The organism is Nonomuraea fuscirosea, from assembly GCF_035917475.1.
Taxonomy (GTDB): Bacteria; Actinomycetota; Actinomycetes; order Streptosporangiales; family Streptosporangiaceae; genus Nonomuraea; species Nonomuraea fuscirosea.
This window is the reverse complement of the sequence record NZ_CP109074.1, coordinates 11381288-11400930: the sequence shown is the minus strand read 5'-3', so window position 1 is coordinate 11400930 and position 19643 is coordinate 11381288. Positions and strand designations below refer to the sequence as shown.

At 71.6% G+C, this 19643-nt stretch carries 22 protein-coding genes; 13 read left to right on the top strand and 9 right to left on the bottom strand.

What is annotated here, in order from left to right:
• The first annotated feature begins 31 nt into the window (after positions 1 to 31).
• A complete protein-coding gene (locus OIE67_RS52665; protein WP_326634715.1) occupies positions 32 to 787 on the top strand; it encodes a TetR/AcrR family transcriptional regulator in 756 nt (251 codons plus the stop codon).
• Positions 788 to 1000: 213 nt separating this feature from the next.
• Here the strand turns inward: OIE67_RS52665 and OIE67_RS52660 are convergent, their stop codons facing one another.
• Entirely contained in the window at positions 1001 to 3775 is a 2775-nt protein-coding gene (locus OIE67_RS52660; protein WP_326634714.1) for an AfsR/SARP family transcriptional regulator, read from the bottom strand.
• A gap of 133 nt (positions 3776 to 3908) precedes the next feature.
• Between OIE67_RS52660 and OIE67_RS52655 the strand changes: the two genes are divergently transcribed.
• The 4 genes from OIE67_RS52655 (at position 3909) to OIE67_RS52640 (ending at position 7231) form a co-directional block, all read left to right on the top strand.
• Positions 3909 to 4346 (top strand): hypothetical protein, encoded by a 438-nt coding sequence (locus OIE67_RS52655; RefSeq protein WP_326634713.1) that lies wholly within the window; start codon positions 3909 to 3911, stop codon positions 4344 to 4346.
• A 34-nt stretch (positions 4347 to 4380) separates the two neighbouring features.
• Entirely contained in the window at positions 4381 to 4695 is a 315-nt protein-coding gene (locus OIE67_RS52650) for a transcriptional regulator (RefSeq protein WP_326634712.1), read from the top strand.
• Positions 4696 to 4942: 247 nt separating this feature from the next.
• Positions 4943 to 6004 carry a pyridoxamine 5'-phosphate oxidase family protein gene (locus OIE67_RS52645; RefSeq protein ID WP_326634711.1) on the top strand — a complete coding sequence of 354 codons (1062 nt, stop codon included), beginning with the start codon at positions 4943 to 4945 and terminating at the stop codon, positions 6002 to 6004.
• 57 nt (positions 6005 to 6061) lie between these two features.
• Positions 6062 to 7231 carry a GDSL-type esterase/lipase family protein gene (locus OIE67_RS52640; RefSeq protein WP_326634710.1) on the top strand — a complete coding sequence of 390 codons (1170 nt, stop codon included), beginning with the start codon at positions 6062 to 6064 and terminating at the stop codon, positions 7229 to 7231.
• A 54-nt stretch (positions 7232 to 7285) separates the two neighbouring features.
• Here OIE67_RS52640 and OIE67_RS52635 read toward each other — a convergent pair whose 3' ends face one another.
• Positions 7286 to 7939, bottom strand: coding sequence for an HNH endonuclease family protein (locus OIE67_RS52635; protein WP_326634709.1), 654 nt, complete (start codon positions 7937 to 7939; stop codon positions 7286 to 7288).
• 129 nt (positions 7940 to 8068) lie between these two features.
• On the opposite strand from OIE67_RS52635, the gene OIE67_RS52630 reads away from it, so the two are divergent.
• The 3 genes from OIE67_RS52630 to OIE67_RS52620 all read left to right on the top strand — a co-directional run bounded on the left by OIE67_RS52630 (position 8069) and on the right by OIE67_RS52620 (position 9772).
• Entirely contained in the window at positions 8069 to 8473 is a 405-nt protein-coding gene (locus OIE67_RS52630) for an RNA-binding S4 domain-containing protein (RefSeq protein ID WP_326634708.1), read from the top strand.
• 83 nt (positions 8474 to 8556) lie between these two features.
• Positions 8557 to 9246, top strand: coding sequence for a DUF899 domain-containing protein (locus tag OIE67_RS52625; RefSeq protein ID WP_326634707.1), 690 nt, complete (start codon positions 8557 to 8559; stop codon positions 9244 to 9246).
• Between the two features lie 91 nt (positions 9247 to 9337).
• On the top strand, positions 9338 to 9772 hold the full coding sequence (locus OIE67_RS52620) for a GNAT family N-acetyltransferase (RefSeq protein WP_326634706.1): 435 nt from the start codon (positions 9338 to 9340) through the stop codon (positions 9770 to 9772).
• A gap of 2 nt (positions 9773 to 9774) precedes the next feature.
• Here OIE67_RS52620 and OIE67_RS52615 read toward each other — a convergent pair whose 3' ends face one another.
• A complete protein-coding gene (locus OIE67_RS52615) occupies positions 9775 to 10179 on the bottom strand; it encodes a DUF7144 family membrane protein (RefSeq protein WP_106253155.1) in 405 nt (134 codons plus the stop codon).
• Between the two features lie 207 nt (positions 10180 to 10386).
• On the opposite strand from OIE67_RS52615, the gene OIE67_RS52610 reads away from it, so the two are divergent.
• The 4 genes from OIE67_RS52610 (at position 10387) to OIE67_RS52595 (ending at position 13123) form a co-directional block, all read left to right on the top strand.
• On the top strand, positions 10387 to 11304 hold the full coding sequence (locus tag OIE67_RS52610; protein ID WP_326634705.1) for an NAD-dependent epimerase/dehydratase family protein: 918 nt from the start codon (positions 10387 to 10389) through the stop codon (positions 11302 to 11304).
• 254 nt (positions 11305 to 11558) lie between these two features.
• Positions 11559 to 12242 carry an RNA polymerase sigma factor gene (locus OIE67_RS52605; RefSeq protein WP_326634704.1) on the top strand — a complete coding sequence of 228 codons (684 nt, stop codon included), beginning with the start codon at positions 11559 to 11561 and terminating at the stop codon, positions 12240 to 12242.
• The gene (locus OIE67_RS52600; RefSeq protein WP_326634703.1) at positions 12239 to 12559 is read left to right on the top strand and encodes a hypothetical protein; all 321 of its coding nucleotides are present in this window, start codon (positions 12239 to 12241) and stop codon (positions 12557 to 12559) included. The genes OIE67_RS52605 and OIE67_RS52600 overlap by 4 nt, the downstream gene beginning before the upstream one ends.
• A gap of 3 nt (positions 12560 to 12562) precedes the next feature.
• Positions 12563 to 13123, top strand: a complete 561-nt coding sequence (locus tag OIE67_RS52595) for a TIR domain-containing protein (RefSeq protein ID WP_326634702.1) — start codon at positions 12563 to 12565, stop codon at positions 13121 to 13123.
• A 46-nt stretch (positions 13124 to 13169) separates the two neighbouring features.
• Here the strand turns inward: OIE67_RS52595 and OIE67_RS52590 are convergent, their stop codons facing one another.
• From OIE67_RS52590 to OIE67_RS52570, 5 genes are all read right to left on the bottom strand, one after another.
• Positions 13170 to 13463, bottom strand: a complete 294-nt coding sequence (locus OIE67_RS52590) for a hypothetical protein (RefSeq protein WP_326634701.1) — start codon at positions 13461 to 13463, stop codon at positions 13170 to 13172.
• Between the two features lie 204 nt (positions 13464 to 13667).
• Complete coding sequence (locus OIE67_RS52585; RefSeq protein ID WP_326634700.1) at positions 13668 to 14138, bottom strand: phospholipase; 471 nt, start codon at positions 14136 to 14138, stop codon at positions 13668 to 13670.
• Between the two features lie 171 nt (positions 14139 to 14309).
• A complete protein-coding gene (locus tag OIE67_RS52580; RefSeq protein ID WP_326634699.1) occupies positions 14310 to 14660 on the bottom strand; it encodes a YdeI/OmpD-associated family protein in 351 nt (116 codons plus the stop codon).
• Between the two features lie 86 nt (positions 14661 to 14746).
• A complete protein-coding gene (locus OIE67_RS52575; RefSeq protein WP_326645764.1) occupies positions 14747 to 17260 on the bottom strand; it encodes a polysaccharide lyase family 8 super-sandwich domain-containing protein in 2514 nt (837 codons plus the stop codon).
• A 93-nt stretch (positions 17261 to 17353) separates the two neighbouring features.
• The gene (locus tag OIE67_RS52570) at positions 17354 to 17761 is read right to left on the bottom strand and encodes a hypothetical protein (RefSeq protein WP_326634698.1); all 408 of its coding nucleotides are present in this window, start codon (positions 17759 to 17761) and stop codon (positions 17354 to 17356) included.
• Positions 17762 to 17835: 74 nt separating this feature from the next.
• Here OIE67_RS52570 and OIE67_RS52565 point away from each other — a divergent pair, with 74 nt between their 5' ends.
• On the top strand, positions 17836 to 19125 hold the full coding sequence (locus OIE67_RS52565) for a cytochrome P450 (RefSeq protein WP_326634697.1): 1290 nt from the start codon (positions 17836 to 17838) through the stop codon (positions 19123 to 19125).
• Here OIE67_RS52565 and OIE67_RS52560 read toward each other — a convergent pair.
• On the bottom strand, positions 19109 to 19573 hold the full coding sequence (locus tag OIE67_RS52560) for a MarR family winged helix-turn-helix transcriptional regulator (RefSeq protein ID WP_326634696.1): 465 nt from the start codon (positions 19571 to 19573) through the stop codon (positions 19109 to 19111). The genes OIE67_RS52565 and OIE67_RS52560 overlap by 17 nt on opposite strands.
• Positions 19574 to 19643: the final 70 nt, after the last annotated feature.

The window sequence follows — 19643 nt, the reverse complement described above, 5'->3', positions numbered from 1 at the left end:
AGCGGCAATCCATCCGTGCCAGACTGGGCTCATGGTGAAGCGAACGGCGAAGCGGGCCCCACGGCGGACCGACGGGCTCTCCAGGGAGGTGATCGTCCAGGCCGCGACCGACCTGCTGGACGAAGGCGGCGAGAGCGCGCTGACGTTGCGTGCGCTCACCCTCCGCCTGCGCACCGGCTACGGGGCGATCTATCATCACGTCACCGACAAGAACGACCTGCTCGCGGCGGCCGCCGACGACGTGATCGCCCGCGTGCTGGCCGGCGCGGTCGTCGCCGCCGACCCGCGGGAAGCGCTGCGCGGTGTCGCGCTGGGCCTGTTCGACGCGATCGACGCCCACCCGTGGGTCGGCGCCGAGCTGTCCAGGCAACCGTGGCGGCCCGCGCTGCTCGACTTCTACGAGAGCGTCGGCAGGCTGCTGCACGCGCTCGCCGTCCCCGAGCGAGCGCGCTTCGACGCGGCCGGCGCCCTGGTGAACTACGTCCTCGGCGTCGCCGCCCAGAACGCCGCACGCCCAGGCCGGGGCCCGAAGGACACAGAGCGCGGCACAGGGCGGGGCACAGACCAGGAGACGGGCCGGGCGGACTTCCTGGCCGGCGTCGCCGAGCAGTGGTCAGAGCTGGACCCCGGCCGCTACCCCTTCGTGCACGAGGCGGCGACGCGCCTGCGCGAGCACGACGACCGCGACCAGTTCCTCGCCGGCGTCGACATCTTCCTGGCCGGCATCGCCTCACTGACCGTCTCACCGTTCGAACGCAGAGTTGATCATGATGCGGATCCTCCCTAGGGTTCCTGGCCGACCAGGCCGTCTCTCGCTGGAGGATCGCTGAAGACCCGCACTCTGGGTGCCGCGCTTCCGGTGAAGGCCCGAATCGTATGGAAATACACCACCGGAGCTGGCGCCCAGGCGCCTGGAGGAAGGACACCGGACACTCACTGCGTCAACACCACGACTCGCTACAACCAGTACGTCCACCCGGGGCGCTGACGCGCGGGCGGGTCAGAGCATGTTTCCGATCGGCCCGGGCATCTCGGGGACGGGCTGATCGAGCAGGTCGTCCACCTCCGCGCGGGTCAGGAGGCGGGCCTCCAGCAGGCTCGTGAAGCAGTCGCGCCAGACCCGGCGCGCCTCTGCGGACCGGCCCAGCTCGTGCAGGGTGTGGCCGCACCACCAGGCGGCCACCGCATGGCCGATGCGGTATCCGGCTTCGCGGAGGAGGGTCAGCGCGACCTGGAAGGTGTCGGCCGCCTCGACGAGGCGGCCCGCGTGCAGGTAGGCGCGGGCCAGGGTCTCGTGGGACGCGCCCTCCACGTACAGACTGCCGGTCCACTCCACGACGGCGGTCTTCGCCTGGGCGATGGCCTCCTCGAACCGGCCCTGCCGGTAGAGCAGGTGCACGCCGTTGTTGTGGATCGCGCTCCGCGCGTAGACGTCGCCCGTCTTCTCGGCGATCTCCGTGGCGCGGGCGAAGTTGATCCGGGCCAGGTCGAGCTGCCCCTGCAGGGTGTGGATGATGCCGAGGTTGTTGAAGGCGCCGATCCTCCGGTGCGGCAGACCGGCCTTCCCCCAGTACACGACGGCCTCTTTCAGCTGCTCGACGGCCTGCTCGTGACGTCCCTGGTCGCGGTAGACCCAGCCGAGGAAGGTCGCCGCCTGCGCCTGGCCGGCCCAGTCTCCGCACCGCGCCGCCACCGCGATCGCGTTCAGGTGGACGTCGGCCAGGTGGGTGACCCAGCCGCGGTAGTTGAACGGCCAGTGCAGGCTCAGCGCCAGCCCGATGGCGGTGTCCGGGTCGGCGGACTCGGCCGCCTGGTGCGCCACGGCGAGCAGGTTGTCGCGCTCGGCCTCGGTCCACTCACGGACCTCGTGCGCGCCGGTGAAGGCGACACCGGGCTGCTCCGCCGCGTAGTAGGGCTCCTGGACCTGGGAGTGCACGCGTTGCGTGGCGGTGTTGGCCGAGGCCAGGTAGTGGTGCAGCCCCCGGCGGAGGGCGGCGGCGCCGTCCTGGCCGGGCAGTTCGCCGGCCTGCTCGCGGGCGTACAGGCGGATGAGGTCGTGGAAGCGGTACCGGCCGGGCCCCGCGGACTCCAGCAGCCGGGCGTCGTGGAGCCGTTCGAGCGCCGCCTCCGCGCGGGCCTCGGGCCAGCCGGCCAGGGCGGCCGTGGCGGCCGGCGTGTGGGTGGGCGTGTCGAGCAGGCCCAGCAGCGGCAGTACGTGCGCGGCGTCGTGGCCGCCGCTCTCCTCGCGCAGGTGCTGGTGACTCACCGCGATGCCGGCGCGTACGGCCAGGTCGGCGTACTGCAGGGTGTCCAGGCGGTGGGTGGCGTCGGCCAGGCGATCGGCGAGGTCGGCGAGCCGCCGGCCAGGCCGCGCCGCCAGCCGGGCGCCCGCGATCCGGATGGCCAGGGGGAAGCCGCCGCACAGCTCGGCGATCCTGGCGGCGGCCTCCGGTTCGCGCTCGACGGGCTCCTGACCCGCGATCCTGGCCAGCAGCGTGACGGCGTCGCGGTCGCCGAGCCCGGAAAGGTGCAGGTGACGGGCTCGGTCGAGGGTGCTCAGCGCGGCGCGGGAGGTGATGAGGGCCCGGCAGTCGGCGCCCGCCGGGATGAGCGGCCGCACCTGGCCGGCGTCGAGCGCGTTGTCGAGGATGACGAGCAGCTCGCTCGCCTGGGTGAGCGATCGGTAACGGGCTGTCGCTCCGTCCAGATCGGCCGGTACGGCGGTGCCGTCCAGCCCCAGTGAACGCAGCAGGTGACCCAGCGCGTCGAGCACGGAGAGCGGCTGAACGCCGGGGGTCGCGCCGTTGAGGTCGACGTAGACGACGCCATCGCCGAATCGCCCGGCCATCGTGTGCGCGACGTGGACGGCGAGCGCCGACTTGCCCACGCCGCCGGGCCCGTCCACGACCGCCACGCCCGTGCTCAGCAGCGCCTCCCGCAACCACTCCGCCTCCTCCTGCCGGGCGGTGAAAGACTGGATGCCGGCGGGCAGCTCGGCGGGGACGATCGTGGCGGACTGCTCGGGTGTGCCGAGTTCGAGCGCGGGGTCGCCGTCGAGGACGGCCTGCCGCAGCCGGCGCAGCCGCGCGCCCGGTTCGAGGCCGAGCTCCTCCACCATGGCAACGTGCCCCTCCTGGTACACCGCGAGCGCCTCGGACATCCGGTCCGCCCTGTAGAGCGCCAGCATGAGCTGGGCCCGCGGCCCCTCCCGCAGCGGATGAGCCAGGACGTACGGGGTCAGGTCGGCCACCACCGCCTTCTGGTCTCCTCTGGCCAGCCGCAGCTCGATGTGGTCCTCGAAGGCGGCCATGCGCTCCTCCTCCAGGCGCTTGGCCTCGATCCGCGCCCACGGGTCGGCCAGTTCGGCCAGGGCGCTCCCCCGCCACAGGGCCAGCGCCCGCCGGAACAACGCGTCGGCCGTACCCGGCTCACGCTGATGGCGCGCCGCCCGCGCCTGGCCGGCCAGCCGGGTGAAGAGGTGCGCGTCGACCCGGTCGCGGGGCAGGTCCAGCAGGTAGCCGCCGGGCACGGTCGCGATGGTGTCGGGGGTGAGCGCGTCGCGCAGCTTCGACACCACGATGTGGAGCTGCTTGCCGGCCGTGGCGGTCGAGCTCTGTCCCCAGACGTCGGTGACGAGCTGCTGCATGGTGACGGGCCGGGCGGCGTCCAAGGCCAGACGCGTCAGTACGGCGACACGGCGCCGGCCCACCAGCCCCACCCGTCGCCCGCCCAGCGTGACCTGCCAGGGCCCGAGGTAACCGATCTCCATTGTCATCAACGGGGAGCCTACGAAGCGGCGGTATATCCCCGGTATGTCCAGGGGCTGCCCGGGCTCGTCACGCTGCGGAGGAACCGGAGACTTTCCCTCCCATTGACTTTCCAAGACGGAAAGTGATTGACTTTCCACCATGGAAAGTCATGACGGCCTGTCCGCCATCGCCGAGGTGCGCGCGGCTCTCGCCGACCGGCTGACCCCTCCCTGGTGGTATCACCCGAGCTTCGGGCTGCTGCTCGCGGGCTGCGTTCTCGCCGTCGGACTCGGCGGCACCCCGGTCAGGATCGGCGGCGTGGTGCTGCTCCTCGCCGGCTGCGCCGCGATCGCCGCCGCCTATCGCCGCCTGACCGGCTTCTGGGTGTCCGGGTTCCACGCGGGCCCCGCCGGGCGATGGATCGGCGCGACCGGCCTGCTGACGATCCTGTCGAACGTCGCGGCCTTCGGCGTCGGCTCCTTCACCGACCTGCGGTGGCCGGTGTGGTGCCTGGCCGTGGTGGCGTTCGCGGCCGTCATCTCGCTGGGGCGGCGGTTCGACGTCGCCCTGCGGGCCCAGTTGCGGGCCGGCGCGTGAACGGGCGGCTCGACGTGACCGCACGGGCGGGCGCATGAGTGCCGGCTTCGACGAGGTGATCCACGCGCCGAACCGGTTGCGCATCTGCGCGCTGCTCGCTGCCTCCTCCGTCGCCGAGTTCGCCGCGCTGCGCGAAGTGCTCGGCGTGGCCGACTCCGTGCTGAGCAAGCACGTGAAGGTGCTGCAGGACGCCGGCTACGTCACGGTCTCCAAGCCGACCGGGCGGGGCCGGGTGAAGACCTGGGTGAGCCTGACCGCCGAGGGACGGCGCGCCTACGCCGGGCACGTCCAGGCACTCAAGGCCCTGCTCGACACTCCCGGCCTGCCCGCTGGCGCGCCGCACGAGTGAGAACGCATTCTGACGGGTCCGCGCGAACGTGAGCCGACGCGGATCCGGGCTCTCCCCTGTCCCGATACCGCCGGCGAAAGGCTTCATCACCATGCACACAGCGCCCCGCCCCTCACCCTCGCCTGCGCCTGCGCCTGCGCCTGCGACGAGCGAATCAGGACCGCGCGACAACACCGCCGCGCGCCACCGGATCACGACCGCCGCCCAGCTCGAAACGATCATCGGACGGCCGGCGCCGCTCGTGCTGATGAAGGAACTGGCGGAGCTGGACGACGCCGCCAGGCGCATGCTCGACCTCGCGCCGCTGGCCGGCTTCGGTTACCGCGACGCCGACGGGCGTCCCCGGTCGACGGTGGTCGGCGGTGAGCCCGGATTCGCCGTGGTCGAGTCACCGACGCGGTTCGCCTTCGCCTGCGACGCGGACGCCTCCGGCCCGGTCTCCTTCGTCTTCCTCCTGCCCGGCGTCGGCGAGACGCTCCGGGTCAACGGCTCGGTCGCCGAACGCTCCAACGGCCGCATCGTCGTCGCCGTCAGCCAGGCCTACGTCCATTGCGCGCGAGCGATACTCCGTTCCCGCCTCTGGAAGCCGTCCGTCACCAGCAACCCATCGCCCGCCACAGGAACGCCGCTCAACGCCGAAGGACCACTGTCCGCTACGGGGAACGCCGAGGGAACGCCGGCCCGCGCCGACGCCACCGAAGGGCCGCTGTCCGGTACGGAGATCGCCGGGTTCCTGGCCGAATCGCCGTTCGCGGTGGTGTCCTCGTGGGACCTCGACGGCGGCAGTGACACGAGCCCGCGCGGCGACCTGCCCGGCTTCGTCCAGATGATCGACGGGCAGACACTGGTCATCCCGGACCGGCGCGGCAACAAGCGTGCCGACACCTTCCACAACCTCCTCACCGACGACGGGTTCGCCGCGGCGCTGCTGGTGCCCGGCCGTACCGACGTCCTGCACATCAACGGCACCGCCCTGGTCACCGACGACCCCGAACTGCTCGCCGGGATGGCGCTGGGCAGCGCCGTCCCGCAGGCCGCGCTCGTCGTCACCGTCGAGCGGGCCGAGGTGACGCCCAGCCGGGCCGTCGCCGCCGCGGACCTCTGGGACGACGCCGTCCGCGCCGACGCCGCCACCCGCTCCGAGCTGATGGCGCTGACGACCAAGCAGCTCGGCGCCGCGAAACCGGCCCTGCGCCGGCCGGCCCGCATGCTGGCCGTGTTCTCCAGGCTGCTCCGCCGGATCATGGATGCCTCCTACCGCCGGGCGCTCAGGAAGGAGGGGTACGGAGACGACCTTCCTAAGCACTAGACCTAATTGCCTAAACTTGTTAGGAAAGCAGACGTACCGTACGACAGGTTGAGGCGAATGAGCACCGAACCCGACTGGATCACCACCCCCGTCACCCCGGACCTCCTGCGCGGCCAGCTCGACGTGGAACCGACCGCGCACGGCCTGCTGCCGCACCGGCTGCCCGCACGGGCGCGCCGGCAGATCCCCGACGATCAGACGGCCACGGCGCAGGCGCAACCCTCCGGCGTACGGGTGGTCTTCCGCACCGCGGCCACCACCGTCGAGCTGGACACCCTGCCCACCAAGCGGGCCTACCGCGGCTTCCCCACCCCGGCGGACGGCGTCTACGACCTGGTGGCCGACGGCAAGCTGGCGGCTCAGGCCACGGTGACCGGCGGCAGGCTTCGTACGATCATCGACATGTTCACCCAGGCCGTCGAGCTGACCGAGGGGCCGCCCGGAACCGCCCGCTTCACCGGGCTGCCGGCCGGCGACAAGGACGTCGAGATCTGGCTCCCGCACACGGAGATCACCGAGCTGATCGCCCTGCGCACCGACGCCCCGATCGAGCCGGCCCGCGACAACGGGCGCCGGGTGTGGCTGCACCACGGCAGCTCCATCAGCCACGGCTCGAACGCCACCCACCCGACCGCGATCTGGCCGGTCCTGGCCGCCGCCGCGGGCGGGGTGGAGCTGGTCAACCTGGGGTTCGGCGGCAGCGCGCTGCTCGATCCCTTCACCGCCCGCGCGATCAGGGACGCCCCCGCCGACCTGATCAGCCTCAAGCTCGGCATCAACATCGTCAACGGCGACGTGATGCGGCTGCGGGCCTTCACCCCGGCGGTGCACGGCTTCCTCGACACCGTCCGCGAGGGGCATCCGGACACTCCGCTGCTGGTCGTGTCGCCCATCCTGTGCCCGGTGCAGGAGGACACCCCCGGTCCGCTGGCGCCCGACTACGACGGCACGACCCTGCGGTTCAAGGCCACGGGCGATCCGGCCGAGCGCGCCGCCGGGCGGCTGACGCTGAACGTCATCCGGGACGAGCTCGCGCGCATCGTCGAGCAGCGGGCGGCCGACGACCCGAACCTGCACTACCTCGACGGGCGTGACCTCTACGGCGAGAGCGACTACGCCGAGTTCCCCCTGCCCGACGAGGTCCACCCCGGCCCCGACGGCCACCGCCGCATCGGCGAGAACTTCGCCCGCCTCGTCTTCACCGGCAAAGGCCCCTTCACCCCCTGAACCGCCCGACCTCGTCCGACGCGTCCGACGTGAACGCCCGGAACCGTAACTCCCTCAGCAGGTGCGGAGCATGTTGAGCAGGGCGCGGCGCTCGTTCCTGGTCACGAAGAGCCGGTAGTGGTGTTTCACGCTGATCCAGGAGGTCGCGTACCGGCACCAGTAGGCGCGGCGGGACGGACGCCAGCTCTGCGGGCCCTGGCCGCCCTTGGCGATGTTGGCCGAGTGGCTGACGGTCAGCAGCTCCGCGCGGGTGAGGTCGTTGGCGAAGGCGTGCCGCTTGGCCGGGCTCCAGCGCTTGGCGCCGGAACGCCAGGCGTACGCGAGCGGCACCACGTGATCGACGTCCACCTGCCGCTCACTCTTCAGCCGCCTGCCGTCGTAAGGGCTGTACCAGGTCCCCTTGACCGGATGGCAGGCCGCGTTGCGGCGGACGCGGCGGCCGTCGCGGGCCAGGACCAGCTCGCGGGTGCTGCACGTGCCCTTGCGGTGCGGCCAGTGCGGGCGGAACTTCTGGCGGTGATAGCCCCGGATGGACAGGGCTCTGGCCACCTTGAGCTGCCCGAGCATGCGCTTGGCCAGGGCTGCTGACACCGTTTTGGGACGTTTGCGCGCCTCCGCGCCCGCCGGCGGCACGGTGAAGGCGGCGACGAGCGGAAGGAAGACCAGGGTGAGCATGGCGGCGTGGAACGCCCGCCTCAGGGGGACCATGACGGGATGCATCCCCCGCCGGGGCCGCGGTATTCCGGCCGCGTGGAACCTTCCAGCGATCGACGGCGGCGCTCCGGCCGGGCCTTCCGGCGATCGACGGCGTTCGACGGCGGTCAGTACAGTGGCAGGGTGGCAGAGGAGCAGGTGAGCGCGCGGGTCGACAGCTGGATCTGGTCGGTCCGGCTGACGAAGACCCGTTCCGTCGCGTCCGACGCCTGCCGGGGCGGTCACGTCCGGGTCAACGGGGTGCGGGTCAAGGCCGCGCACGCCGTCCGGGTCGGTGACGAGATCCGGTTGCGGCACGACGGGCGCGAACGCATCGTGGTCGTCTCCCGCATCATCGCCAAGCGGGTCGGCGCCGCCGTGGCCGCCGAGTGTTACGTGGACAAGAGCCCTCCGCCTCCGCCGCGCGAGGAGGTCGTGACGGTGGCCGTACGCGCCCGGGGCGCGGGCCGGCCCACCAAACGCGAGCGGCGCAGCCTCGACAAGCTGTTCGGGCGGCCGGGCGGGGAGGGGCGGGAGCGCCGGGAGTGATCCCGGCCGCCGCACCGATGAGTTTCCCAGTCCCGCCGGGTCTACCTCTTCGTCCGGACGACACGTACGAGGAGTGAGAACTCATGAGCACCAACGCACTACCGCCGGTCGTCGACGCCGAGACCTGGCAGAAGCAGCTCGACGAGCTGCGCGCCAGGGAGAAGGCGGCGACCCGCGAGCTCGACGCCATCGCCGCGCAGCGCCGCCGTCTGCCCATGGTGCGGATGCCGGACTACGTCCTCGACGGCGAGGACGGCCCGGTCCGGCTCGCGGACGTCTTCGCGGGCAGGAGTCAGCTGATCGTCTACAACCACATGTGGTTCCCGGGCAAGGAGTGGCAGTGCGGGGGCTGCACCGGGTACACCTCGCAGTTCACCCGGCTGGAGTTCCTCGACAACTACGACGCCCGCTTCGTCATCGTCACCCAGGGCCCGATCGACGAGGCACTCGCCTACAAGCGGCGGGTCGGGAACAAGATGACCTGGTACTCCACCGCCAACAGTCCGTTCGGCGCCGACGTCGGCGCGCCGCCCGGAGGGGGCTTCGCGGTCAACGTGTTCCTGCGCGACGGCGACACCGTGTACCGCACCTGGCACACCAGCGGGCGCGGCACCGAGCAGCTCAGTCACACGTTCGCGCTGATCGATCTGCTGCCGTACGGGCGGCAGGAGGAGTGGCAGGACTCGCCCGAGGGCTGGCCGCAGTCGGCCACCTACAGCCGGTGGCTCGAATCGGAGGGCATCGCCGCCTTCTACGGCCCGGACAGCGCCTGACCGGCCCGCACCCCTGACCCCGCCGGCCGGCCTGTCGCGGCGGGCGGGGCGGGGGCGGGCGTCGGTCCGAGGGGGCGTTAGGCTCGCCCGCATGCGGATCGTGGAACGTCCCGTCACGGACGCGGGCCTCGCCGCCCTGATCGACGCGGCCTTCGGCGAGCTGGTCGAAAAGTACGGGCCCGAGGGCCGTTCGGCCGTGCACGCCGAGGCGAGGTTCCTGGTGGCGGTGGTCGACGACCTCGCCGCCGGGTGCGGCGCCGTCCAGCCGGCCGAGGGCACGACCGGCGAGATCAAACGCATGTACGTCGCCCCCGGGCACAGGGGGCGCGGCATCGCCCGTTCGCTGCTGAAGGCGCTGGAGGGCCTGGCGGCCGAGATGGGCTACGACCGGCTGCGCCTGGCCACCGGCTTCCGCCAGCCTGAGGCCATCGCCCTCTACGAGAGCGCCGGCTACACGGCGACCGCGCCCTACGGCAAGTACGTGGGCGAGCCCCAGGTCTTCTGCTACGCCAAGGACCTCCGCTGAGCTCAGTCGAGCCTGGCCTCACGTCCGTGGACGATGAGCGCGTACAGGACGAGCACGTCGATCGCGATGACGGCGAGTGACCACCAGGGGTTCACCGCTATCCAGGTCAGCTGGGTGAGGGCGTTCAGCATCACCAGGACGACGCCGACGACCCTGGCCCAGTTCTGGCCGACCATGACGGCGACGCCGGTGGCCAGGACGAGCACGCCCAGGACGAGGTGTACCCAGCCCCAGGTGGTGACGTCGAAGATGAGCAGGCGGGCGGACGTCTGCACGTAGACGCGTTCGGCGAAGACCGCGGCCAGGCCGGTGATGACGTTGAACAGCCCGGCCATGATCATCATGGCCCCGCCGAACCAGACCCAGCCGACCCAGCCGGTCGCGCGGGGTGCGTGATGGTAGGTCATCGGAGAGTTCCCCTCTATCCGGGTTCCGCCTCGTGGAGGCGTCGTCCTTTACCTCGTCTGCCCGGGCGGGGACGAAGGAAAGCGACATATGCCCATATATAGGACGAGAGTGGCCCATCTTTTGAAATATGGGGATCCGTCGGGGTGGGGGCCGCTGATCATGGAGGTGCGCGTGTGACTAGGGTTGGCAACGAGGAGGCATCCGAAATGTCAGACCTGCACGTGGTTCTGGGCGCGACCGGCGCGATCGGCTCGGCCGTCGTCGCCGCACTCACCGCCCGCGGCCACCACGTCCGCGCCGTCAGCCGCCACGCCCCCTCGGGTGACGGCTTCGCCGCCGATGTCGCCACCGCTGAGGGCGCGGTGGCCGCCTGCCGGGATGCCGCCGTCGTCTACCAGTGCGCGCAGCCGAAGTACGAGCGCTGGGCCGAGGAGTTCCCCGCCTTCACCCGTACGGTGCTCGCCGGGGTCGAGGCCGCGGGAGCCAAGCTGGTCATGGCCGACAACCTCTACGTCTACGGACCCGTCACCGGCCCCATGACGGAAGACCTGCCCCACGCCGCCACCAACCCCCAGGGCCGCGCCCGCGCCGAGGTCGACGCGCTGATCCTCGACGCCCACCGCGCCGGCCGCGTCCGCGCCACCCTGGGGCGCGCCTCCGACTACTACGGCCCCGGCGGCACCAACACCACCATCGGCGCGACGATCTTCGCCGCCGCCCTGGCCGGCAAGACCGCCCGCTGGGTCGGCGACCTCGACCAGCCCCACACCGTCGCCTACCTGCCCGACATCGCCGCCGCCCTGGTCACCCTCGGCGAGCACGACAGCGCCGACGGCCGTGCCTGGCACCTGCCCGCCGCCGAGCCGATCACCGGCCGCGCCTTCCTCGACCTCGTCTGGGCCGAAGCCGGCGGCACCCCCAAGATCGCCGGCCTCGGGCGCGGCACACAGCGCCTCCTCGGCCTGGTCAACCCGACCGTGCGCGCGCTGGGCGAGACGTGGTACCAGCGCGACCGCCCGTTCATCGCCGACGACTCGGCCTTCCGCACGGCGTTCGGCCCGGTCGAGGTCACCCCGCACGCGACGGGCGTGGCCGCCACGCTCGACTGGTACCGCGCGCACTGAACCCACCCGCCGAATTCCGCCCGATAACGCGAAACACCCTTTTTATTGGGCGAAAAGCTTTTTTTGTAGCGTGTATTGCGGCTGGTACATGAATGCGACGCACCGAAGAAAGAAAAGTTCATCGATGCGTCACCTTCGGGTAGACGTTTCCCTGTCGCCGCGGACTCTATGGGGTGTCGGGACGATGTCGTCCCGTGGCCGAACGACCGCGGAGGGGTAACGCCCCGTACGCAAACACGCTAGGAGCGAGGAATTTGGCGGAAACAAGCGACGAGGCGACGGGCGACGACGTGGCGCCCGTCCTGCTGGCCACACCTCCCCGGGACACCGGTGGCCCGCGCCGGTCCGACGAACTCGACCTGCCGCGGACAATGGGCGCGTCGGATTCGCCGAGCGCTCATATGAGTTGTCTGCTCGGCGACTTCTCCACCTTCTTCAAGGAGACCTATCCGGCCCTGTTGGAGATCATGCGCCGGCGCACACCGGACGGCAACCTGGCCGCCGACATCTCCCAGGAGGCGATGGTGCTCGCGCTGCGCCACTGGCAGAAGGTGTGCGCCGCCGACCAACCCACGGCATACGTGATCGACATCGCCGCCAACCTCTTGCGGCGGCTCCAGTCGCGCAAGCTGGGCAAGGAGCAGGTCACCGATCTGACCCGGGAGGACGAGCCGCCCGGAGCCCGGCTCGCGCACGAGTTTCCCGACGAGCAGGTGATCGACGCGACGTTGGTCCGCAGGGCGCTGGACCGGTTGCCGCCACGCCAGGCGGAGGTGGTGATCCGCCACTACATCCTGGATCACGATGTCAAGAGCATCGCCGCGGCTCTGCGGATCAGCCAGTCGACCGTGCGCAGTCATCTGCAGAAGGCGCGGGCGAGTCTGCGCGAGCCGCTGCGGCCGCTGCGGCCGACAGGTGGAGGGAGGCACCGCGCGTGAAGAAGAAGATGAGCCCCCAGCAATTGCGTGACGCCCTGCGGCACATCTCCAACGCCGACCCCCTGGAGATGGAGATTCTGCTCAGCGTCATCGAAGCCAAGTCGAACAGCGCGACCCCCATCATCGACGACAAAGACCTGGAGGAGGCGCTCGACAAAACGGTGGACATTCTGGAGGAACGCAACAACGCGCTCTCCCAGCCGACGCCGGACTGGATCGAGGTGTTGTCGGTCAGCGAGACGAGAACGGGCGACCGAGGTGGCCCGAGCCTGAGTGAATTCATCTTTCCCGCCCAACCTCCGCGAAAAGGCCACTGACCCGTGAGATGGCGCAATCGCCGCAAGGTGTTTCTCGCGCACGGGCGCTGGTACGAAGCCGTGGACGCGATGAAGGTCTTCCTCGGGTCGTTGGGCGTCGAGGTGGTCGACTGGGACGCGGCCCGGCTGCGGGCGCGCCGGGAGGGGCAGCACGCCACGGACATCCTCGACGCGGGATTTCGGATGTCGTACGCGACCGTCGTGTTCTTCTCCCCCGACGACGTCGCCGCCCTGCATCCGGCGCTCGCGGAGGCGCCGGAGCGCCTGTCCGGCCAGCCGCGGCCGAACGTGCTGTTCGAGGCCGGGTACGCGTGGGCGCTCAACCGGCGGCGCACGCTGTTCGTCGACTTCGGGACGCTCAGGTGGCCGAGTGACCTCGCGGGGGTCGACCATGTGCTCTTCGACGGCTCCGCGAGGTCGCGCAGGCAGTTCGTCGACCGGCTGAAGAACGTCGGGGTGCCCGCCGACATCTCGGGCGCGGCCTGGCTGTCCGCCGGGCGCTTCCCGCGTCCCCTGCCGGAGGTCGGCGCCGCGCACCTCCGTACCAGAAGGAACCGCCCTTGAGCCGGCCCCCGCCGGGAGGCGGGGAGCCGGAGGACGCGGCGGCGGGTCAGCAGCTGCTGGCGCCGTCGAACGTCCTGACGCCCCGGGCGACCTTGGACCAGATCGTGCCGCCCGATTCGACGGTACGGCAGTCACCGTCGGTGCCGCGCGCCCAGATGATCTTCAGACGCAGGGTCTGGCCGCAGTCGTTGCGCGCGTATCCGGTCTTGGTGATTGTGCCGGCGGTCTGCCAGACGACCACACAGGAGGGCGCGTTGCCGGCCGGGACCGCCGCTTGGGCCGGGAGAGCCGGCGCGAGGGCGCAACAAGCGAGGGCGAGGCCGGTGAGAGCACGTCGCACGAGGTGGATCCTTCCTGCCGCGAACAATGACTCCACGATTAGTAATCGATTGACTACATAAAGTCAACATACGAGGATGGCGGGGTGCGCGGGCGGAAGGAACATGTCGCGAAACCTGTACAAAACGGACGATCGACCACTAACCTGGCATCGCTCCAGTGGGGGCAACTGGAGCACCAAACCTCCCACCGCAGGTGGCGGGGCTCAGGCGGCGGGGTCAGCCCTGAGGTCGAAGCCGCCCAGGCGGCGGACCGCCTGGTAGTACGACCAGGCGAGCCGGTCGCAGGCGGCCTTGCGGGCGCCCGCGTAGCCGGCGCACACCTGGTTCATGTCGTACAGGAACGCCTCGTCCACGTGGCCCTTGTTGGCCGGGAAGTGGTTGACGGCCTTGTAGTTGCGGTAGCCGAAGTCGTGGCGCGCGCACGGCATGCGGAAGTCGTACCCGAGCGGCTGGTCGGGGCTGCGCGAGCACAGGTCGGTGGACCAGTCGAAGCCGTAGGCCGTCCACGAGCCCGGGTCGGCCCAGGCGCCGTGCCAGGCCACGGCGCTGAGCGCGGTGGGCTGGGTGAACGCGGACAGCGCGGCGAGCCGCTGCTCCAGCGTCACCGCGTACGCGGGCGCGGGCCACGCCAGGACGCCGATCAGCGCGAAGGCGGCGGCGGATCGTCCAACCATGAGAACCTGCCTGTCTTGCCCGAGGCCGGAACCTGTCACGGCAAGCCTGGCCTCCGGCACCCGGCGACGAGCCGTCCTGCGGGGCAAGGTCGCCGCAGGACTTGGCCAAGGTTTCGCCCAGGGTCGAACGACGCTCCGGCGGCCGGGTCAGGCGGTGCTCCAGCGCCGGGGTCAGGTGGTGTGCCAGCGGCCGTCCGCCTGGGCCCGTTCGACCTCGGCGAGGCCGGCCGGGGCCATCCGGCCCTCCTGCCGCAGCCGCGCCACCCGCTCGACGTTCGTGCGCGACCAGCTGCTGCGCGGCCGGCGCGGCGTGTAGCGCTGGAGGTACGTGCCGGCGTCGCGGCGACGGGTCAGGCCGTCGATCCAGCCGAAGCAGAGCGCCTCTTCCAGCGCCTGCTCGTAGCCGAGGCTGGTCGGCTCCGTCGTGCCCTTCTTGGCCAGCACCACCCACGCCTCCGTCTCCGAGTCGTGGTGGGCGGCCAGCCAGGATCGCCAGACGGCGGCGTCGGGGAAGATGTGCATGGCTCCATCTTCACGCCGAGAAGTGCTCACCAAATGACTACTTATCCCGAGAAGTCCACGCGAAGGCCCCGGAGTCCCGTGAAACGTCAGCGCAGGGTGGCGGTGAAGGTGCGGCCGTAGGCGTGCCGGGTCGTCACCTGGATCAGCGTGCCGCCGGGCACCCGCTTCGCCGTCACCCCCTCGTCCGCCCCGTCGAGCCTGAGCGACGTGCCCAGCAGCATGACGGTGACGCGGTCGCGCTTCATCGTGGGGTCGGACACGGCGACCGTCGTACGCCCGCCGGACCTGCGCGGGTCGGACCGGACGATGACGGACGCGGGCCCGTCGATGAGCAGGCGGCCGGCATGGCGCGGGCCGCCGGTGAAGACGTTGGCGGCGACGATGCCGAGCAGCTCGTGCCTGATCGCCTGCACGTGCCGGTCGTTGGCCAGCACGGTCAGCGGCCCCCGGGCGTAGGCACGCAGGCGGGCCCCACCGGCGTTCGGCACCAGGACGTACGCGAGCGCGCTGACGCCGCCCTCCGCGGGATGCGCGACCGAGGCGGTGAAGACGTTCTTGGTCACGCTGGTGTCGGGGTTGGCGGTGCGGACGACCCTGCGGCTGCGGGTCACCGTCTCCAGCCCGGCGCTGACCGGCTGCCGGGTGAGGAAGGCGTAGCCGACGGAGGTGCCGCGGGTGCCGTTGGCGTAGCGGAGCCAGCGCGGCGGCGCGCTGTCGCCGAGCCGCCAGTCCCGGCCGGTCCACGCCTCGCCGGTGACCGTGACCGCGTCGCCGGGGGCGGCGATGCGGCTGTCCACGGTGGTGACCGCGTCGCGCCCGCCCTGCCCTGAGACGTCGGCCGCCAGCACCACGATCTCGTCGTCGAACAGGAACCACGACTTGGTGGCGCGGGCGTTGCGGTAGGCGACGAAGTCGTCCGGCAGGACGCCCTCCTGCTTGGCGGTGTAGGCGGCGTCGTCGCTCTGGACCATGCCGCTGACGCCGTACGCGCCGAGCGTGGCGCCGCCGGAGAAGGCGTTGCCCGAGACGGGGAAGTAGACGTAGGTGTTCTGGGACTCCGAGGAGGAGGTGAAGTTGAGCGGATGTCCCGGGTTCTCGTACCAGAGCCGGCCGCCGTACGACTCGGGGACCGTCTTCCGCTCCTCGACCGGCGCGGTCACCCCGGCCAGCCGGTACGGCGAGACGGTCGTGTAGTAGTCGACGCCGAAGACCTCGCGCTGGTCCTCCCCCGACAGGTAGAGGTAGTAGGCCCCGTCGCCCTGGAACCAGGGCATGAGGTTCTCGCCGCTCATGTACTCGTACTTGCTGATCCGGTCGGAGCTGCGCGCCAGCGCGAAGGCGTAGCCGGGACGGCGGTGCACGGTCCGGTCCATGGCGTTGAACGCCACGCTGCGCTCGGCCGGGTTGAGGTCGGCGGCCGGGACGGCCGCGTCGGCGCGGATGGCCGCGTAGCGGGCGATGCTGCCGGGAGAGACGAAGGCGGCCTGGTCGGCGGCCGGCAGGAACTTCAGGTACTTCTTCAGCGCGAGCGCGCCGGCGTCGTCCACGTGCTCGGTCAGGTCGGCGACGGCCTCGGCGATCACGCCGACGTCGGTGTAGCCGGTGGTGGTGCGGACGACCGCCCGGCCCTTGACGATCTCCATCATCCAGCCCTCGAAGATCAGCGGGGCGAAGCCGTCGGCGACCCAGCGGTAGACCACGCCGGGCAGGTCGTCCGAGGCGCCGCCGCTCACGCCTTCGAGCATCTTGAGCGTCTGCACCACGCGGCTCAGCAGGGCGCGGCCGTAGGAGCCGGTGTAGGCGACGCGGTGGTGCTGGATGAAGGAGCCGTCGCGGTAGTAGCCGTCGGTGACGCCGTGCTGGAGGTCGTACGGGTCGATCGTGGCGAAGACGGTGGCCTGGTCGGAGACGGCCTTGGCGACCCGGGCGTCGTCGCCGGCGAGCGCGCCCTGGAGGATCCGGTTCGCGGTGATGTCGGCCAGGTTGGCGCCGGTGTGGAAGCGGGAGTCGAGGTCGACGTCGCCGTCCTTGCCGCTGCGCAGGTAGGCGTCCATGGAGGCGATGTAGGTCGCGGTCAGGCCGTCGGGCACCTGGTCGCCGAGCAGGGCGAGAGTCCTGCTCACGTGGGTGGGGATGGCGATCTCCCAGTTGTGCCAGTTGCCGTAGTAGCCGGTGGACTGGTCGCCGAAGTAGCGCTCGTGCAGCCACACCAGGCCGTCGGCGGCCCGTCGCCGCACCGCCTCGTCGCCTTCGAGCGCGCTGCCGGGGGTGCGGGTGGCCAGCGCGATCTCGTACAGGTACTGGTACGCCTGACGCAGTTGGACGTCGTCGGTGCCGAGCCGCAGGCCCGCGAAGAGCTCGCCGTCGCCGGCCTGGTCCATGGCGGTCAGGCGCTGCCTGGCGGTGGCGAGGATCGAGGCGAGCTTGCCGGCCAGCTCGGGACGGGCGTTGACCTCGGGGGTGCCCGCGAGCATCGTCACGGTGTTGGCGAGCACGCGCGGATGGTCGACGGCCGCGGCGCGGGCGGAGGCGGAGGTGGGGGTGGCCGCGGCGACCAGGCCGGCGGCGGGGAGAAGGGAGAGAACTTGGCGGCGGGACATGTGCGGCACGGCGTGACTCCAGGCCGGTGGGGGGCTGCCCGGCTCACCTTACATGATCCCTTACGGCCCGGTCAGCAACCGCTTTCCAGCAGCTCAGTCGTCCGCGTACGACAGGATGACGGCCTCCGTCACGAGCGTCACCTGGTTCTCCGTGTAACAGTCGGCCTGGTGCACGGCCAGCTCGGCGCCGCAACCTTCGCAGACGAGGTTGGGCAGCCCGCCCTGCATGTTGATCCCGCAGCAACCCATTCGCCGGACGAGGTCGGGGTGCAGGCGCATGCCCATGGCGTCGTCGGGGTGGATGACCAGACCGGGCGGCTCGCCGGAGAACTCGCCCGGGCGGTGGTTGGCCGCGTACGTGCCGCGCGGCATCCGCGGCGCCTTGATCCGCTCGAACCACTCGGTCGCCCCCTCAGGGGACTCCTTCCACGGTGGCAGCGGGATCTTCCTGACGGATGCGGTGATCGTCCGGCGGCAGGCGAAACACAGGAAACGCGCCACGACGCGAGACTACTCCGGGGATGTGACGTGCGCGCGCCTTGCCAACGGCGCGGAGGCCGGGAGACCGTGACCTTGTGCGCGAGATTCCAGGACCCCCTGACGGCGGCGACGCCATCGGTGCCGCCGGCGGCCTGCACACCTACCAGTTGCGGCTGCACGAGCGCTACGGCCCCGTGGTCCGCTTCCAGCTCCCGGGCGGGCTGACGGCGGTCTCGGTGGCCGACCCCGTGCTGCTGGAGGCCACGGCCGCGGTCGACGAACGGCCGGACCAGCTGTTCGAGTTCCTGGCCCCGCTGTGCGAGGCGGGCAATCTGCAGACCCTGCCCGCCGCCGAGCACCGGCCGCTGCGCCGCGCCCTGCTGTCGGCGCTGGCCGGGCGGCGCTCGCACGAGGCCTGCTTCGACGGCTTCACCGCCCTGACCGTGGACCTGGCCGACCGGTGGGCGGGCCGCGCCGCCGACGGGCCCGTGGAGCTGCAGCAGGACCTGAGCGAGCTGTCGTTGCGGATGATCTGCCAGTACGCGCTCGGCGGCGGCATCGAGGACCCGGCGCGGGTGGTGAGCGCGTTCGAGACCGTGCTGACCGGCTATCTGGGCCGCCAGTACGAGCGCGGTGAGGACCTGTCGCGGGCGGAGCGGGCGCTGGCGTACCTGCGCGAGGTCGTGGACGGCGTGCTGGCCCGGGGAGACAGCGACCTGGTCGCCGCGCTGGTCAAGGAGGGGCTCGGCCCCGTCAGGGTGCGCGACACCGTACTGATGATCATGCTGGCCGCGCACCACACGACCGGGGTAGCGGTCTCCTGGACCCTGCACCTGCTGGCCGGGCATCCGGACCCGGCCGCGCGGGTGGCCGCCGAGCTGGACGAGGTCCTGTGCGACCGGGCCGCGCCCGCCTACGCCGACCTGCGCCGCCTGCGCTACCTCGACATGGCGCTGAAGGAGTCGATGCGGCTCTACCCGCCGGGCCCGTACGGCGCCCGCGAGACCACCGAGGACCTCACGCTCGGCGACCACCACGTCCCGGCCGGCACGACGATCTTCTACCCGTTCTGGGCCGTGCACCTCAACCCGCGCTACTGGCCGGACCCGCGGGCCTTCATCCCCGAGCGGTTCACCGCCGCCGAGCAGGCCAGGCGGCCCCGGTACGCGTTCATCCCCTTCGGGCTGGGCCCGCGCGGCTGCGAGGGGGCCGCGCTGGCCATGGTCGAGGCCGAGCTGGTGCTGGCGGTGCTGCTCAAGCGGTTCCGCTTCGAGCCGGTCGCGGGGCATCGCGTGGTGCCGGTCGAGCGATTCGTCCTGTGGGCCGAGAACGACATCCGCCTGCGCCTGACCGAGCGGCCGGACAGGGTCACTCCCGGGCAGTGAGGCGTTCGGCCTGGGCGCGGCCGACCTCGGCCGTGCGGCGCAGATAGTCGGCGATCAATTCCAGCTCCGCGTCGTCGTAGCGGCCCAGCACCTCGCCGAAGGCCGTGCCGGGGATGTCCCAGGCGTCGCTGATCCGCGTCCTGGCCCCGGGATCGAGGCTGACCAGGGCCCGCCTGCGGTCGTCGGGATCGGGCCGGCGGACGACGAGACCCGCCTTCTCCAGGCGGTCGACCAGGCGGGTGGCCGAGCCGGGGGTCAGGCCCGTCAGACGGGCGACGTCGCCCGAGCTCACCGGGCCGGGCTCCAGCTCCAGCAGGGCCACGCACTGCAGGTCGGTGGGGTGGAGGCCGAGCCGGTCGGCCATGGCCTGGTTGAACAGCGTGTACGCCGCGTAGTGGCGCTGGCTCTCCGCGATGACTCGCTGCAACGTCTCGGCTCGGTTTGACATGGGCGGCTCCGTGCTCCACATTAATTTGCGTCACACAATCTTTGTGCGGCGCAACCTTTGCGCGACGCCT

Coding starts and splice junctions, on each gene's coding strand:
- OIE67_RS52665 (WP_326634715.1), top strand. CDS start 32: ATGGTGAAGCGAACGGCGAAGCGGGCCCCACGGCGGACCGACGGGCTC.
- OIE67_RS52660 (WP_326634714.1), bottom strand. CDS start 3,775: ATGACAATGGAGATCGGTTACCTCGGGCCCTGGCAGGTCACGCTGGGC.
- OIE67_RS52655 (WP_326634713.1), top strand. CDS start 3,909: ATGGAAAGTCATGACGGCCTGTCCGCCATCGCCGAGGTGCGCGCGGCT.
- OIE67_RS52650 (WP_326634712.1), top strand. CDS start 4,381: ATGAGTGCCGGCTTCGACGAGGTGATCCACGCGCCGAACCGGTTGCGC.
- OIE67_RS52645 (WP_326634711.1), top strand. CDS start 4,943: ATGAAGGAACTGGCGGAGCTGGACGACGCCGCCAGGCGCATGCTCGAC.
- OIE67_RS52640 (WP_326634710.1), top strand. CDS start 6,062: ATGAGCACCGAACCCGACTGGATCACCACCCCCGTCACCCCGGACCTC.
- OIE67_RS52635 (WP_326634709.1), bottom strand. CDS start 7,939: ATGGTCCCCCTGAGGCGGGCGTTCCACGCCGCCATGCTCACCCTGGTC.
- OIE67_RS52625 (WP_326634707.1), top strand. CDS start 8,557: ATGAGCACCAACGCACTACCGCCGGTCGTCGACGCCGAGACCTGGCAG.
- OIE67_RS52620 (WP_326634706.1), top strand. CDS start 9,338: ATGCGGATCGTGGAACGTCCCGTCACGGACGCGGGCCTCGCCGCCCTG.
- OIE67_RS52615 (WP_106253155.1), bottom strand. CDS start 10,179: ATGACCTACCATCACGCACCCCGCGCGACCGGCTGGGTCGGCTGGGTC.
- OIE67_RS52610 (WP_326634705.1), top strand. CDS start 10,387: ATGTCAGACCTGCACGTGGTTCTGGGCGCGACCGGCGCGATCGGCTCG.
- OIE67_RS52585 (WP_326634700.1), bottom strand. CDS start 14,138: ATGGTTGGACGATCCGCCGCCGCCTTCGCGCTGATCGGCGTCCTGGCG.
- OIE67_RS52580 (WP_326634699.1), bottom strand. CDS start 14,660: ATGCACATCTTCCCCGACGCCGCCGTCTGGCGATCCTGGCTGGCCGCC.
- OIE67_RS52575 (WP_326645764.1), bottom strand. CDS start 17,260: ATGTCCCGCCGCCAAGTTCTCTCCCTTCTCCCCGCCGCCGGCCTGGTC.
- OIE67_RS52560 (WP_326634696.1), bottom strand. CDS start 19,573: ATGTCAAACCGAGCCGAGACGTTGCAGCGAGTCATCGCGGAGAGCCAG.